The 15373-nt window shown below is 71.3% G+C and carries 13 protein-coding genes; 9 read left to right on the forward strand and 4 right to left on the reverse strand.

Annotated elements, in window-relative coordinates:
* Positions 1-177 precede the first annotated feature (177 nt).
* The 4 genes from ACFYO2_RS21775 to ACFYO2_RS21790 all read left to right on the forward strand — a co-directional run bounded on the left by ACFYO2_RS21775 (position 178) and on the right by ACFYO2_RS21790 (position 5577).
* Complete coding sequence (locus tag ACFYO2_RS21775; RefSeq protein ID WP_388351405.1) at positions 178-1266, forward strand: glycine betaine/L-proline ABC transporter ATP-binding protein; 1089 nt, start codon at positions 178-180, stop codon at positions 1264-1266.
* The gene (locus tag ACFYO2_RS21780) at positions 1259-3874 is read left to right on the forward strand and encodes an ABC transporter permease/substrate binding protein (protein ID WP_388351408.1); all 2616 of its coding nucleotides are present in this window, start codon (positions 1259-1261) and stop codon (positions 3872-3874) included. Before ACFYO2_RS21775 ends, ACFYO2_RS21780 begins: the two co-directional genes overlap by 8 nt.
* 420 nt (positions 3875-4294) lie before the next feature.
* Complete coding sequence (locus tag ACFYO2_RS21785; RefSeq protein WP_388351411.1) at positions 4295-4867, forward strand: helix-turn-helix domain-containing protein; 573 nt, start codon at positions 4295-4297, stop codon at positions 4865-4867.
* Complete coding sequence (locus tag ACFYO2_RS21790) at positions 4864-5577, forward strand: helical backbone metal receptor (protein ID WP_388351414.1); 714 nt, start codon at positions 4864-4866, stop codon at positions 5575-5577. The genes ACFYO2_RS21785 and ACFYO2_RS21790 overlap by 4 nt, the downstream gene beginning before the upstream one ends.
* Here the strand turns inward: ACFYO2_RS21790 and ACFYO2_RS21795 are convergent.
* Entirely contained in the window at positions 5489-6667 is a 1179-nt protein-coding gene (locus ACFYO2_RS21795; RefSeq protein WP_388351417.1) for a TDT family transporter, read from the reverse strand. The genes ACFYO2_RS21790 and ACFYO2_RS21795 overlap by 89 nt on opposite strands.
* Positions 6668-6737: 70 nt before the next feature.
* Between ACFYO2_RS21795 and ACFYO2_RS21800 the strand changes: the two genes are divergently transcribed.
* Positions 6738-7673 carry a LysR family transcriptional regulator gene (locus ACFYO2_RS21800; RefSeq protein ID WP_388351420.1) on the forward strand — a complete coding sequence of 312 codons (936 nt, stop codon included), beginning with the start codon at positions 6738-6740 and terminating at the stop codon, positions 7671-7673.
* Between the two features lie 31 nt (positions 7674-7704).
* On the opposite strand, the gene ACFYO2_RS21805 is transcribed toward ACFYO2_RS21800, so the two are convergent.
* The gene (locus tag ACFYO2_RS21805; protein WP_388351422.1) at positions 7705-8433 is read right to left on the reverse strand and encodes a gamma-glutamyl-gamma-aminobutyrate hydrolase family protein; all 729 of its coding nucleotides are present in this window, start codon (positions 8431-8433) and stop codon (positions 7705-7707) included.
* A 68-nt stretch (positions 8434-8501) separates the two neighbouring features.
* On the reverse strand, positions 8502-9236 hold the full coding sequence (locus ACFYO2_RS21810; protein WP_388351425.1) for a FadR/GntR family transcriptional regulator: 735 nt from the start codon (positions 9234-9236) through the stop codon (positions 8502-8504).
* Positions 9237-9321: 85 nt separating this feature from the next.
* Here ACFYO2_RS21810 and ACFYO2_RS21815 point away from each other — a divergent pair, with 85 nt between their 5' ends.
* From ACFYO2_RS21815 to ACFYO2_RS21830, 4 genes are read left to right on the forward strand one after another with little or no spacing between them, the layout of a single operon-like run.
* Entirely contained in the window at positions 9322-10692 is a 1371-nt protein-coding gene (locus tag ACFYO2_RS21815; protein WP_388351428.1) for a glutamine synthetase family protein, read from the forward strand.
* Between the two features lie 8 nt (positions 10693-10700).
* On the forward strand, positions 10701-12071 hold the full coding sequence (locus ACFYO2_RS21820; RefSeq protein WP_388351430.1) for an aldehyde dehydrogenase family protein: 1371 nt from the start codon (positions 10701-10703) through the stop codon (positions 12069-12071).
* A gap of 7 nt (positions 12072-12078) precedes the next feature.
* A complete protein-coding gene (locus ACFYO2_RS21825; protein ID WP_388351433.1) occupies positions 12079-12879 on the forward strand; it encodes a 3-oxoacyl-ACP reductase in 801 nt (266 codons plus the stop codon).
* Between the two features lie 27 nt (positions 12880-12906).
* Positions 12907-13797 (forward strand): DUF2510 domain-containing protein, encoded by an 891-nt coding sequence (locus ACFYO2_RS21830; protein WP_388352002.1) that lies wholly within the window; start codon positions 12907-12909, stop codon positions 13795-13797.
* Here ACFYO2_RS21830 and ACFYO2_RS21835 read toward each other — a convergent pair.
* The gene (locus ACFYO2_RS21835; protein ID WP_388351436.1) at positions 13794-14996 is read right to left on the reverse strand and encodes an amino acid deaminase/aldolase; all 1203 of its coding nucleotides are present in this window, start codon (positions 14994-14996) and stop codon (positions 13794-13796) included. The genes ACFYO2_RS21830 and ACFYO2_RS21835 overlap by 4 nt on opposite strands.
* Positions 14997-15373 lie beyond the last annotated feature (377 nt).

A 15373-nucleotide genomic window follows, 5' to 3' on the forward strand; every position in this document is an offset into this window, starting at 1 on the left:
CAGAGAGGTGCCGGTGACGCAGCGCTTCACGCGCGTAAACGTCCTGTGAACTGGACCACCTCCCCGTTTGGCCGGAACCGGTCCGGGCAGGCGCCGCCTCGGAGCGATGCCGGTTGCGCATTCAACTGTTGTTGGCCGTTCGCCCCCCACTCCTGGCCGTCGAGACAAGAGGTACGCGTGTCATCCAGACTTGAGGCCGAAGCGCTCTACAAGGTGTTCGGCAGACGACCGGACGAGGCAGTCGAACGGCTCCGGCAGGGGACCGACCGGGAGGAGCTGCGTGCCGACGGCACCACCGCGGCGGTGATCGACGCCTCCTTCACCGTGGAGCCGGGGCAGATCTTCGTCGTGATGGGCCTGTCCGGCTCCGGCAAGTCCACGCTGCTGCGCATGCTCAACGGCCTCCTGGAGCCGACCGCGGGCAGCGTCCGCTTCGACGGCGACGACCTGACGGCGCTCTCCGACCGCGAACTGCGCGCGGTCCGTGCGAAGAAGATCAGCATGGTCTTCCAGCACTTCGCGCTCTTCCCGCACCGCAGTGTCCTGGAGAACGCCGCCTACGGCCTGTCCGTCCAGGGCGTACCCCGCCGCGAGCGCGAGGCGCGTGCCTCCGAGGCGCTCGCCCTGTGCGGCCTGGCCGGCTGGGAGAAGTCCTGGCCCGACGAGCTGTCCGGCGGCATGCAGCAGCGCGTGGGCCTCGCCCGCGCCCTCGCCACCGACGCCGACCTGCTGCTCATGGACGAATCCTTCAGCGCGCTGGACCCGCTGATCCGCCGTGACATGCAGGACCAGCTCCTGCAGCTCCAGGACACCCTGAAGAAGACGATCGTCTTCATCACGCACGACCTCAACGAGGCCATGCGCCTGGGCGACCGCATCGCCGTGATGCGCGACGGCCGTATCGTCCAGATCGGCACGGCGGAGGACATCCTTGTCCGGCCCGCAGACGACTACGTTGCCTCGTTCACCAAGGACGTCGACCGCTCCCGCGTCCTGACCGCCTCCGCCGTCATGGACACGGATGTCATCGGCGAAGAGGTCAGCTGCAACTGCGAGACCGCGACGCCGGACACACCGTTCGCCGAACTCTGTGCGATCAGCGCCCGTCTGACGCACCCCGTGGCGGTCCTCGACGCGGAAGGCGAACTCGTCGGTCGCGTGCCCAGGCAACGCCTCGTCGGCTTCCTCGGCGACGAGCAGGGCGCCCCCGCGGCCTGTGACTCCCCGCGGGACACGGGCGGCGACAAGGTGGTGTCGCGTGCCTAGGATTCCGCTCGGCGACTGGGTCAACGACGCCGTCAACTGGCTGCTCGGCCACATGTCGTGGCTCTTCGACTTCCTCAAGTCCGTCTTCACCGGCACCTACGACGGCATCGACGCCGTCCTCCAGGCGCCCGAACCCCTGATCCTGGCGGGCATCTTCGCGGTGCTTGCCTTCTGGCTGCGCGGCACGCTCGCCGGTGTCCTCACCTTCGCGGGATTCGCCTTCATCGACTCCCTCGAGCTGTGGGAGGACGCGATGGTGACGCTGTCGCTGGTCCTCGTGGCCACGCTCATCGCGCTCGTCATATCGGTGCCGGTGGGCATCTGGGCGGCGCGCTCGAACCGGGTCAGCGGGCTGGTCCGGCCGGTGCTGGACTTCATGCAGACGCTGCCCGCGATGATCTACCTCATCCCGGCGATTCTGTTCTTCGGCACCGGCGCCTCCGCGGGCATCGTCGCCACCCTGATCTTCGCGCTCGCCCCCGGCGTGCGCATGACGGAGCTGGGCATCCGCCAGGTCGACAAGGAACTGGTCGAGGCAGCCGAGGCGTTCGGCACTCACCCACGCGACACACTCCTGCGGGTCCAGTTGCCGCTCGCACTGCCCACCGTCATGGCCGGGGTGAACCAGGTCATCATGCTGGGCCTGTCCATGGCCGCGATCGCCGGCATGGTCGGCACCGGCGGCCTCGGCGGCGACGTCAACCAGGCCATCGGCCAGCTCAACGTCGGCCTCGGTTCCGAGGCCGGCCTCGCCATCGTGATCCTGGCGATCTACCTCGACCGCATGACCAGCGCCCTCGGCGTCCACGTCTCCCCGCTGGGCCGCCGCGCCGCCGCCAAGGCACGTGCCGCGCAGGGCCTCAAGGTCTGGTCGTACCGGCCGCGCCCGCAGATCGCCGTGGTCGGCGTCGTCGTCCTCGCCCTCGTGGCGGGCGGGATGGGCGTCTTCGGCGGCAACGGCGGCTCCTCCACTGTCGCCGACGCCAAGGACGTCGGTCAGGGCAAGAAGATCACCATCGGCTACATCCCCTGGGACGAGGGCGTCGCCTCCACCTACCTGTGGAAGGAGATCCTGGAGGAGCGCGGCTACCAGGTGGAGACCAAGCAGCTCGACGCCGGACCGCTCTACACCTCCCTCGCGCAGGGCAGCATCGACTTCCAGACCGACGCCTGGCTGCCGACGACCCACGAGCAGTACTGGAAGAAGTACGGCAGTCAGCTGGAGGACCTCGGGGCCTGGTACGGCCAGACCTCCCTGGAGCTGAGCGTGCCCTCCTACATGAAGGGCATCGACTCCCTGGCGGACCTCAAGGGCAAGGCCGCCACCTTCGGCGGGAAGATCACCGGCATCGAGTCCAGCGCCGGCATGATGAGCCTGCTCAAGACGAAGGTCCTCAAGGAGTACGGCCTCGACAAGGAGTACAAGGTCGTCGACAGCTCCACGCCGGCGATGCTGGCCGAACTCAAGCGGGCCTACAGCAAGAAGGAACCGATCGTCGTCACGCTCTGGTCCCCGCACTGGGCCTACAGCGACTACGACCTGAAGAAGCTCAAGGACCCCAAGGGCGCCTGGGGCAAGGGCGACGGCGTCCACACGACCGCCCGCAAGGGCTTCACCGCCGACAATCCGGTCGTCGGTGGGTGGCTGAAGAACTTCACGATGGACGAGAAGCAGCTCACCGGCCTGGAAGCCGAGATCAACAAGGCGGGTCAGGGCAAGCAGCAGGACGCCGTGCGCGCCTGGCTGAAGAAGAACCCCGGCGTCGTCGACAAGCTGGCCCCCGTCGCGAGCGGCTCCGGCTCGACCCCCGCGGAGGCCAAGCGGCCCATCGACGTGGCCTGGTTCCCCTGGGACGAGGACATAGCCGTCACCTACCTCTGGAAGAACGTCCTGGAGCGGCGCGGCTACAAGCTGAACCTCAAGCAGATGGACGTCGGCCCGGTCTACACCGGCCTCGCCTCCGGAGACCTCGATCTCAACTTCGACGCCTGGCTGCCGTACGCGCAGAAGAACTACTGGGACCAGAACAAGGAGAAACTCGCCGACCTGGGGACCTGGTACGAACCGACCTCCCTTGAGGTCGCCGTGCCCTCGTACGTCAAGGACGTCAAGTCCTACGAGGACCTCAAGGGCAAGGCCGGCCTCTTCGACGGGAAGGTCATCGGCATCGAGCCGGGCACCGGCGAGATGAACCTGCTCAAGACGAAGGTCCTGCCCGGCTACGGCCTGGACAAGGAGTACGACGTCGTCGACGGCTCCACGCCAGCGATGCTGGCCGAGCTCAAGCGCGCCTACGCCAAGAAGGAGCCCGTCGCGGTCGTCCTGTGGTCGCCGCACTGGGCGTACAGCCAGTACGACCTCACCAAGCTGAAGGACGACAAGAAGCTCTTCGGCGAGGGGAACACGATCCGCACGATTTCCAGCTCGAAGTTCCCCGGACAGTACCCCGAGCTCACGAAGTGGATCAAGAACTTCAAGATGAGCGAGGACGAGCTCGGCACCCTGGAGGGCGAGATCAACAAGCACGGCCAGGGCAACGAGGAGGAAGCGGTCGCCGCGTGGCTGAAGGACCACCCGGACATGGTCGACCGGATGACCCCGCGGTAGCCGCCGCACCGAAGCCGCCCGAGGGGCGGGCCTCCTCACGCGTCCTGACAGCGTGTGGCGGGGTCCGCCCCTCGGGTCGTGTCCGGGGGCCTCGTCCCGGGGTACTCGTGCGGAGGTACCCTCGTCCACGAGAAGGATCCGGCCAATCACACAGAGCTACGCACCTTGGGCCCTGACTGCCGCCCGGCCTGCTGGTCGGCCTCTTCGCCCCGCGGGAGAAATCCCCGCCCGCGGACTCCGGGGAGCCGATCCGCTGGCGCGATCCGTGAGGTCCGGTGACACCGTGTGTGTCGTCGATGTGACGGCCGCATGAAACGGTTTGCCGAACCTGCGTAGGGTGCAGAGAACTCATCAGGAGCAGTGCGCCCGAACGGTGGCGCAGGGGATCCGGACCGACGAGCGAAGGAGGGAGCCGGAGCGATGGGCGACCACAAAGAACAGCCACTTCGGGTGGGCGCGGCCGTAAGACGCCGGCGCCGGGCGCTGGAGCTCACCCTCGCCGTCGTGGCCCAGCGCAGCGGCCTGTCCGTCCCCTTCCTGAGCCAGATCGAGAACGAACGCGCCCGGCCCAGCCGCAGCTCCCTGGAAAAGGTCGCCGACGCGCTGCGCACCACCGCCGTCGAACTCCTCGCCGCCGCCGACCCGGCGTGCAGCGTCGACGTCGTGCGCGCCGACGGGGCCGAGGCTCCGCCGCCGGAACCCCGGGCGCGTTCCCTGGTGCGCGGTCACCACCAGATGCACGCCTCGGAGTTCACCGGGGACCATGAGGCGGGCCGTGAATTCCAGTACCGCAACGACCAGTTGATGTACGTCGCCGACGGCGCCGTGGACATCGAGGCCGAGGGCCGCGCCTACCGGCTGGGCCGTGGCGACACGCTCTACCTCACCGGCGGTGTGCGGCACCGCTGGCGGGCGACGGTGGCCGACACCCGCGTGGTCGTCGTCGCCGTGGCCGAGCACATCGAGGCGGTCCAGGACCGGCCGCGCCGGTGAGAGTCGTCTCGCTCGTCCCGTCCCTCACGGAGGCCGTGGCGGGGACCGGCACCCTGGTCGGCGCCACCGACTGGTGCACGCACCCCGCCGACCTCGACGTCACCCGCGTCGGCGGCACCAAGAACCCGAAGGTCGACCGGATCGTCGCCCTCGCCCCCGACCTGGTGATCGCCAACGAGGAGGAGAACCGAGCCCCCGACCTGGCCGCCCTGCGTGAGGCGGGCGTCGAGGTGCTGGTGACCGAGGTTCGGGACGTGCCGCAGGCCTTCCGGGAACTCCAGCGCGTGCTTCGGGCCTGCGGGGCGAGGACCCGCCCGCGCTGGCTGGACGAGGCGGAGGAGGCATGGTCGGCGCTACGGCCACCAGAACGCCGTACGACAGCGGTCGTGCCGATCTGGCGTCGGCCGTGGATGGTCGTGGGCCGGGACACCTTCGCGGGTGATGTCCTGGCCCGCCTGGGCGTCGACCACCTGTACGCGGGACACGCCGAGCGCTATCCGCGCATCCCCGTCGAGGAGTTGCGCGCCGCCGCGCCGGACGTGGTCGTCCTCCCCGACGAGCCCTACCGCTTCACTGCCGACGACGGCCCGGAGGCCTTCCCCGGCCTGCCCTGCGCGCTGGTCAGCGGGCGGCACCTGACGTGGTACGGACCGTCGCTGGCCGAGGCGCCGCGGGTACTGGGCGAGGCGCTGCGAGCAGCGAGCCGCTGAGCAGACCGCGCGCGGTGTGCACGGCGGCGGTGGCCCAGGCGGCGACGAGGACGCCGTACAGGCCGACGGCGAGCCCGTCGTAGGCGAGGAGCCCGGTGTGCCGGGCCAGGGCCTCCGCGCCCGTGACGCAGGTGCCCACCGGGAAGGTGAACGCCCACCAGGTCATCGCGAAGCCCATGCCCTGCCGCCGCGCGCGCAGCACGTGCGCGGTGGCGAGCCCGAACCACAGCAGGGCGAAGCCCATGACCGGGACGCCGTAGAGGACGGCGAAGACGGCGAAGCCTTCGCTGGAGGGAGCCGGTACGACACCGGGCGCCACGTCGGCGAACTTGCCGACCGCGGTCGTGGACTGGCCGAGCGGGCCGAGCACCAGGAACAGGGTCGGGGTGAGGGTGAGGGGCAGGGGTCCGACGGTGATCAGGCGAGCGAAGATCACCGGCAGCATGGCCAGGGTCGCGAGCAGGCTCAGCCCGAACATCGCGAAGCAAGCCAGGAGAAGGGTCTCCCGCGGCTGACCGGGCGGCAGATGCGGCACGAGCAGTGGCCCGAGGGCCGCGGACACCATGGGCGCGACCACGGGCAACAGCCACACCGGCGTGGCCTGTCCGGGCTCCACACGATGGCGTACGGCCATCAGGTACGGCACGGCGACGGCGGCCGCCAGCCCCACGACCGTCCCGGCGGTGAACAGCACGGCGTCGAGCGCGACCGCCGCCTCGGTGCCGATCCAGTCCCGGCCGACGGTGAGGGTGCCGCCACCGACGGCCAGCAGGGCCATGGCGAGGCAGCCGTAGAAGGGAGCCGTGGCCGGGTCGAGGAGGTGGGCGCGGGCCTGGTCGCGGTGGTGCCTCCAGTGCAGTGCGCGGGCGCAGAGCAGGACGAGGAGCAGCGCCAGGGAGAGGGCCCAGACGGCGGTGCAGGCGGTGCGCAGGCCGGGGACCTGCCCGGGAAGGCCGGCGCCAGCGGTGGCGACGATGGCGGTGCCCATGACGGAGGCGTACCAGTTCGGTCCGAGGTGACGGACGGCGAGGGCGCGCGGAGGGTGTTGGTGTGCGGTGGCACGGGGGAGGGGCCGGGCAGCGGTGACCATGTGTCCACCGTCTCGCCGGTGAAGGGCCGCTACCAGGGAGTATGTCCCTATGACTGCATAAGCTGTCTTTATGAGCGGCGATGGGGAACAGGACAACTCCCGGTTCGAGGTGAGCGGCTCGCTGTCGCACCGGGTGCCGGATCTCGGGGCCCTGGAACTGCTGCTGGCGGTGGCGCGGCTCGGAAGTCTGGGCGCTGCGGCGCGCGAAGTGGGCATCACCCAGCCCGCCGCCAGCAGCCGGGTCCGCTCGATGGAACGCCAGCTGGGGGTGGCCCTCGTGGACCGCTCGCCGCGCGGCTCCCGGCTCACCGACGCCGGTGCGCTGGTCACCGACTGGGCCCGGCGGATCGTGGAGGCGGCCGAGGCCTTCGACGCGGGGGCGCAGGCACTGCGGGACCGCCGCGACTCCCGGCTCCGGGTGGCGGCGAGCATGACCATCGCCGAGTACCTGCTGCCGGGCTGGCTGCTCGCGCTGCGCGCCCAGCGTCCGGACACCGCGGTGTCACTGCTCGCGGGCAACTCGGCGGCGGTCGCGGAGCGGTTGCTGACGGACGAGGCGGACCTCGGGTTCGTCGAGGGGCTCAGTGTCCCCACGGGTCTGGACTCCGTGGTCATCGCCCACGACCGCCTGATCGTGGTGACGGCGCCGGGGCATCCGTGGGCGCGGCGGCGCCGCCCTCTGGAGGGCTCCGAACTGGCTGTGACACCCCTGATCCTGCGTGAGAAGGGCTCGGGCACGCGTCAGGTCCTCGATACGGCGCTGGGGGGTCTGGCGCGTCCGCTGATCGAGCTGTCGTCCACTACGGCGGTGAAGGCGGCGGTGGTGAGCGGGGCGGGGCCGGCGGTGCTCAGCGAACTTGCGGTGCGGGAGGAGCTGGCGATGCGGAGGTTGGTGAGCGTGCCGGTGGAGGGCGTTTCGCTGGCGCGGGACCTTCGGGCGGTGTGGCCCACGGGGCACCGGCCGGTCGGACCGGCGAGAGAGCTGTTGTCGCTCACGCGCGGGTAGTTGCCGGGGCTTCGCCCCCGGACCCCCGGACCTATGCCCGCCCACCGCCCGACTCGGTGGGTCGAGAAGTGGACCACTGAGAAGCCGCTTCCACCAGCGCCCGCATCACCCGCAGGTCCTCGCCCATCTCCGGATGCCACTGCACGCCCATCACCCAGTGCGGGCCGGGAAGCTCGACCGCCTCCAGCGTTCCGTCCGCCGCGTGCGCCGAGGGGATCAGGCCCGCGCCGAGGCGGTCGACCGACTGGTGGTGGAAGGTGGGCACCGAGGTCTCCTCCGGGACGACATCGGCGTACGTCGTGCCCGGTACGGGCTTGACCGGGTGTCGGCCGAAGACCCCGGGCACTTCCGCGTGCCCGTCGATGTGCTGGACCAGGGTGCCGCCCAGGGCGACGTTCAGCAGCTGCATGCCCCGGCAGATGCCCAGCAGCGGGATCCGTGCGGCCAGGGCCGCCTCGATCAGGGCGAGCTCCCAGGCGTCCCGGGCGCGGGCGGGCGGTCCGGTGCGGGGGTCGGCCTGTGCGCCGTAGCGGACCGGCTCGACGTCCGGGCCGCCCGCGATCACCAGACCGTCCAGGCGGGCCACGGTCGCCGCTGCGTGCTCCGGCGCGTCCGGCGGGAGCATCGCGGCGAGCCCGCCCGCGCGCTGCACGAGCCGCGGATAACCGGCGGGCAGCAGCGCCGCCTCCAGCTCCCACACGCCCCAGCGTGCCCCGGCCTCCAGGTACGTACTGACACCGATCAGCGGCCTGCCCGACATGGACCCCTCCGACCCCTCAATGGACTTCTTCCGAACCTTTCCATCACCGCGGTCTCCTCCTCACGTGATCACGCCAGGAATCCCCGCAGCAGCGCCGCCGTCCCCGCGCAGTGCTCCCGCATCATCTCCCGCGCCCCGTCCGCGTCCCCGTCGAGGACCGCCTCGACCAGCGCGGTGTGCTGGCGCTGCGAGTGCTCGAGGTTGCGGACCAGGAGCGGGATGCAGTCGAGGAGGTCGTTCACCGAGGCGCGTACCGCCGCGTACTGCGCGGTCAGTGTCGGCGAGCCGCACAGCTCGGCGAGGGTGAGGTGGAGCAGGGTGTCCAGGCGGCGGTACTCGGGCAGCGGCGCGTCCTGCGTCGCGGCCAGTGCCTCCCGCAGTCGCCCGGCCTGCTCCGCCGTCAGGCCGTGCGTCGCGCACAGCCCCGCCGCCCCCACCTCGAGAACCTCCCGGAAGCGAAGGACGTCTTCGATGTCGACCTCGGCGATCCGCCGCCGCAGCTCGTCCTCGCCGCGCGCGTCGGCGCGGGGCAGGACGAACGTTCCGCCGTACCGCCCGCGCCGCGACTCCACCAGACCCTGGTCCTGGAGCACCTTCAGCACCTCGCGCAGCGTGACCCGGCTGATGCCGAGCCGTTCCGCCAGCTCCCGCTCCGCGGGCAGCCGCTCCCCGCCCGGCACCAGACCGAGCCGTACGACCTGGAGGATCTGCTCCAGGGCCTCCTCGAAGCCGTTGCCCGCCCGCACCGGCCGCAGCACCGGCGTCAGCCGGTCGTCCGGGCCGCCGTCAGCCTCCAGCGACATGTGGCCGTGCCCCCTTCCCAAGCAATGGTTCTCCGCAATACCTTATGGCTTCCGGCTGACCGAAGAAGCCGAAGGAGGCTTTCCCGTGGCAGACCGCACACCCCCGCTGAGCGTCGAGGAGCTGCACACCCTCGTCGCCGGCGGTGAGATCGACACTGTCGTCCTGGCCTTTCCCGACATGCAAGGGCGGCTCCAGGGCAAGCGGTTCGCCGCCCGTTTCTTCCTCGACGAGGTCCTCCACCACGGCACCGAGGGCTGCAACTATCTCCTCGCCGTCGACACCGAGATGAACACCGTCGACGGCTACGCGATGTCCTCCTGGGACCGGGGGTACGGGGACTTCGCCATGCACCCGGACCTGTCCACCCTGCGCCGCGTGCCCTGGAACGCCGGTACGGCGATGCTGATCGCCGACCTCGCCTGGAACGACGGCTCCCCGGTCGTCGCCGCGCCCCGCCAGATCCTGCGCCGCCAGCTGGAACGCCTCGCCGAGCACGGCTTCACCGCCCAGGTCGGCACGGAGCTGGAGTTCATCGTCTTCAAGGACAGCTACGAGCAGGCCTGGGACGCGAACTACCGGGGGCTGACCCCGGCCAACCAGTACAACATCGACTACTCGGTGCTCGGCACCGGCCGCATCGAACCCCTGCTGCGCCGCATCCGCAACGAGATGGCGGCCGCCGGCCTGACCGTCGAGTCCGCCAAGGGCGAGTGCAATCCAGGCCAGCACGAGATCGCCTTCCGCTACGACGACGCCCTGGTCACCTGCGACCAGCACGCCGTCTACAAGACCGGCACCAAGGAGATCGCCTCCCAGGAGGGCGTCTCGATCACCTTCATGGCCAAGTACAACGAGCGCGAGGGCAACTCCTGCCACATCCACCTCTCCCTCGCGGACGCGGCCGGAAACAACGCCATGGCGGGCTCCGCCCAGGACGAGGGCGGCATGTCGGAGGTCATGCGCCACTTCCTCGCCGGACAGCTGGCCGCGCTCCGAGACTTCTCGCTCCTCTACGCCCCCAACATCAACTCCTACAAGCGGTTCCAGCCGGGCTCCTTCGCCCCGACCGCCGTCGCCTGGGGCTACGACAATCGCACCTGCTCGCTGCGCGTGGTCGGCCACGGCCGCTCGATGCGCTTCGAGAACCGGCTGCCCGGCGGCGACGTCAACCCGTACCTCGCCGTGGCCGGGCTGGTCGCGGCCGGGCTGCACGGCGTAGAGCAGAAGCTGGAGCTTCCCGAGGCCTGCGCGGGCAACGCCTACACCGCCGGGTTCGACCACGTGCCGACCACCCTGCGCGAGGCCGCCGAGCTGTGGGAGAACAGCCCGATCGCCCGGGCCGCCTTCGGCGACGAGGTCGTCGCGCACTACCGCAACATGGCTCGCGTCGAACTGGACGCCTTCGACGCCGCGGTGACCGACTGGGAGCTGCGCCGCTCCTTCGAACGCTTGTGAGGCCCCTGTTGTCTGCCGAGTACACGCTGGACGTACTGAACCCCGCGACCGAGGAGGTCGTCGCCACCGTCCCGGCCGCCACCGCCGCCGACGTGGACGCGGCCGTCGTCCATGCCACGAAGGCACAGGCCAGGTGGGCCGGCCTCGCGCCCGGCGACCGGGCCCGGCTGCTGCGCCGGTTCGCGACGAAGGTCGACGAACACCTCGAAGAGCTGGCCCGGTTGGAGGTCCGGGAGGCGGGTCACACCGTCGGCAACGCCCGCTGGGAGGCGGGCAACGTACGCGATCTGCTCGACTACGCGGCCGGAGGAGTGGAGCGGCTGACGGGACGGCAGATCCCGGTCCCCGGCGGTCTCGACGTCACGATCCTCGAACCGCTGGGAGTCGTCGGCGTCATCGCGCCCTGGAACTTCCCGATGCCGATCGCGGCCTGGGGCACCGCCCCGGCGCTCGCAGCGGGCAACGCGGTCATCCTCAAGCCCGCCGAGACGACCCCGCTGACCGCCCTGCGCCTGGCCGAGCTCGCCCTGGAGGCGGGCCTGCCCGAGGGCCTCTTCCAGGTGCTGCCCGGGCACGGTCCCGTAGCGGGCAACGCGCTCGTCGAGCACCCGGGCGTGGCGAAGATCGTCTTCACCGGGTCGACGGCCGTGGGCAGACAGGTGGCTGCGAAGGGCTCGGCCCTGCTCAAACCCGTCACTCTCGAACTCGGCGGCAAGAGTCCCAACATCGTCTTCGCCGACGCCGACCTCGAAGCGGCCGTGGCCGCCACCCCCATGTCCTTCCTCGACAACTCCGGCCAGGACTGCTGCGCCCGCACCCGCATCCTCGTCCAACGCGGCGTCTACGACCGCTTCCTGGACCTCCTCGCCCCCGCGATCGAGTCGGTCCTGGTCGGCGACCCGGCGGACGAGGGCACGCAGATGGGCCCGCTGATCTCCAAGAGCCAGCTGGAGCGGGTCCGTTCGTACGTCTCCGCGGACGCCCGGGGCATCCGCGGCAAGGCCCCACAAGGGCCCGGCTTCTGGTTCCCTCCCACCGTCCTCACCGGCGTCGACCCGCACGCGCGCGTGGCCGTCGAGGAGGTCTTCGGCCCGGTCGCCGTCGTTCTCCCCTTCGAGGACGAGGCGGAGGCCGTCGCGCTGGCCAACGCCACCGACTACGGCCTCTCCGGCTCCATCTGGACCCGCGACGTCGGCCGCGCCCTGCGTGTCTCGCAGGCGGTCCGCGCGGGCAACCTGTCCGTCAACTCGCACTCCAGCGTCCGCTACTGGACGCCCTTCGGCGGTTTCAAGCAGTCCGGCATCGGCCGCGAGCTCGGCCCGGACGCCCTGACCGCCTTCACCGAGACCAAGAACGTCTTCATCAGTACGGAGGCCTGAGCCACCCATGACCGAGCAGGCTGAACAGTCTCAGCACACCATCTGCCGCCGCCTCGTCGGCCGTACCGCCGTCGTCACGGGAGCCGGCAGCGGCATCGGCCTCGCCACCGCCCGCCGGCTCGCCTCCGAGGGCGCGCACGTCGTCTGCGGCGACGTCGACGAGGCCCGCGGCAAGGCGGCCGCCGACGAGATCGGCGGGATCTTCGTGAAGGTCGACGTCACCGACCCCGAGCAGGTCGAGGCGCTCTTCAAGACGGCGTACGACACCTACGGCAGCGTCGACATCGCCTTCAACAACGCGGGCATCTCCCCGCCCGACGACGACTCCATCCTGGAGACCGGCCTGGAGGCCTGGAAGCGCGTCCAGGAGGTCAACCTGACCTCCGTCTTCCTGTGCTGCAAGGCCGCCATCCCGTACATGCGGCGCCAGGGCAAGGGCTCCATCATCAACACGGCGTCCTTCGTGGCCCGGATGGGCGCGGCGACCTCGCAGATCTCGTACACGGCGTCCAAGGGCGGCGTCCTGGCCATGTCCCGGGAACTGGGCGTGCAGTTCGCGCGGGAGGGCATCCGCGTCAACGCCCTGTGCCCCGGACCGGTCAACACCCCCCTGCTCCAGGAACTGTTCGCCAAGGACCGGGAGCGGGCCGCGCGTCGTCTGGTGCACATTCCGGTCGGCCGGTTCGCCGAGGCCGACGAGATCGCCGCCGCCGTCGCCTTCCTGGCCAGCGACGACTCCTCCTTCGTGAACGCCACCGACTTCCTGGTGGACGGCGGAATCTCGGGGGCGTACGTCACGCCGCTCTAGCCCGCGCCCTACAGTGCCGGGATGAGCATGGCGCCCCCGCCCGGCTGGTACCCCGACCCCCAGGTCCCTCACCTGGAGCGCTGGTGGGACGGGGCCGTGTGGACCGAACACCTGCGCGCCCCGGAAATGCCGGGACCCCCGCGGCCGGCCGGCGGGGCGTCCTGGCGCGCGAAGGCCGTCGCCCTCACGACCGCGGCCGTCGTCCTGGTCGCCGCGATCGTCACGGGAGTGGCCGTACTGGGCCAGGACGGCGGCGGCCCGGCGGCGGACGCCCTGCCGACGTCCGTCACGCCCACCGAGCTCCCCACGCCGACGCGGACCACCTCCGCACCGCCCGCCGGAGATCCGGACATCGTGGTGGACGAACTCAACGGCATCACCCTGCCGCTGCCCGACGGCTGGACCACGCCGAAGAACGTCGCCGAGGACGATGCCGTCATGACCACGGACGACGGGACGTACGACTGCCCGGCGGGCGTCGGCATCTGCCGCCACGGCCTCGTCCTCACCCGCACGGTCACCGAGAACGACGAGAAGTCGCCCGAGACCCTCGCCGAGCAGGACATCCCGGACGCGGCCGGCGCGGCCTACGACCGTGACAGCCTCGACCGGCGCCGCTACGGCGGCATCGAGTCGCACCGGACCGTCAAGTCCGGGCCGGTCGCGGTGGCGGGAGGCGCCGGGTACTTCGTGCGCTGGCGGGTGAGGACCGCCGACGGACCCGGCGGTTACGTGCAGTCCCTGGCCGTTCCGTCCAGCGTCGGTAGCGAGTCGCCGGTCATCGTGCGGTTCGTCTTCGACGCGGGCCCGGACGGCCCGCCACTCGCCGACATGGACCGGATCACCAAGGGAATCCGGCCGATCGGCGACGCGGAAACGGGCGGGCGCGTGGGCGGCAGTATCGGCCCGTCGAGCTAGAGGAAGGTGTGGCCTTCCCCGCGATACGTCGGGACGGTCGCCGTCACCGCGTCCCCCTCGATCAGGTGCAGCGCGTCGAACCGTTCGCACAGCTCACCGGCCTTGGCGTGCCGGAACCACACCTTGTCGCCGAGCAGCAGGTCGTCGGCCGGGGCGCCGAGCAGGGGCGTCTGGACCTCGCCGGGACCCTCCTGAGGGTCGTACTTCAGCCCTTCGGGCAGATACGGCACCGGCAGGCGGTCCGGCCCGGCCGCGCCGGAGGCGGGGTAGCCGCCGCCGAGGACCGTCACGATCCCGACCCCCGGCCGCCGTACGACGGGCTGGGCGAACAGTGCCGCCGGACGACCGCTGAAGGACCTGTAGTTGTCGAACAGCCGCGGTACGTACAGCCCCGACCCCGCGCCGATCTCGGTGACCGCGTCCTCCGCGGCGGTGTGCTGCACACTGCCCGTGCCGCCGCCGTTGACGAACTCCAGGTCCGGCACCACGGCCCGCACCGCGCGCACCACCGCACCGCGCCGCTCGGCGAGTTCCTTGCGGGCGGTGGCCTGCATCAGCCGGACCGCACGCGACCGCAGCGGCCGACCGGCGACCGCGTCACCGACACCGGCGATGTGCCCCTCGTACGCCATGATCCCGACCACCTTGAACCCCGGCCGCCGGGCCACGGCACGGGCCAGGTCGGCGACCTGGGCGGGGGAGTGCAGCGGGGAGCGCAGGGCGCCGACCCGCACCCGGCCCCCGAGCAGCTTCAGCGAGGTGTCCAACTCCAGGCAGACGCGCACGACTTCGCTCCCGCCGCCGCGCGCCTCGTCGATGAACCCGAGCTGCGCCGGGTCGTCGACCATCACCGTCACGGCTGCGGCGAGTTTGGGGTCGGCGGCCAGTTCGGCGAAGCCGGCGCGGTCGGCGGATGGGTAGGCGAGCAGGATGTCGTCGAACCCGCTCCGCGCCAGCCACAGGGACTCGGCGAGGGTGAACGACATGATTCCCGCGAAGCCGTCCTTCGCCAGAACGCGTTCCAGCAGGGCCCGGCAGCGTACGGACTTGCTGGCGACCCGGACCGGCTTGCCGCCGGCGCGGCGGACGAGATCCTCCGCGTTGGCGTCGAAGGCGTCCAGGTCCACAATCGCGAGGGGGGCGTCGAGATGGGCGGTGGCCCGCTCGTATCGGGCCCGGTCGGCAGCGCGCGCAGTCATGAACGCAGCCTGCCAGACAGGATTACCGCGGGGTAGGGGGATGTTCCGGGCAGATGCCCCGGGCTCGTGGACTGGTTCCCGTTCGCGCAGCAACAACCCGTAGAGTGACGCGCACGCACGGAGGACGTCCCGCCCCCGGTCGCAGGCCCGCGCCGGATGCCGGTCTCCCCGTGCGGGTATGTGTGCCCGGACGGCAGTCCGCACCGGGCCGGGCCACCACGACAACGGCCCGCGTACGAGAGACGGCCCGGGCACGAGGAAACGGGGGGTGGCCCGCATGAGCACAGAGGCACGCCGCCCCGCCGTTCCCCAACGCCCCACCGAACCGCCGATGGAGGGGGACCCCGAGACCGAGCGGCCGGCGCCGGCTCCGACCG

The organism is Streptomyces sp. NPDC006602 (genome assembly GCF_042870385.1).
In the GTDB taxonomy this organism is placed as follows: Bacteria; Actinomycetota; Actinomycetes; order Streptomycetales; family Streptomycetaceae; genus Streptomyces.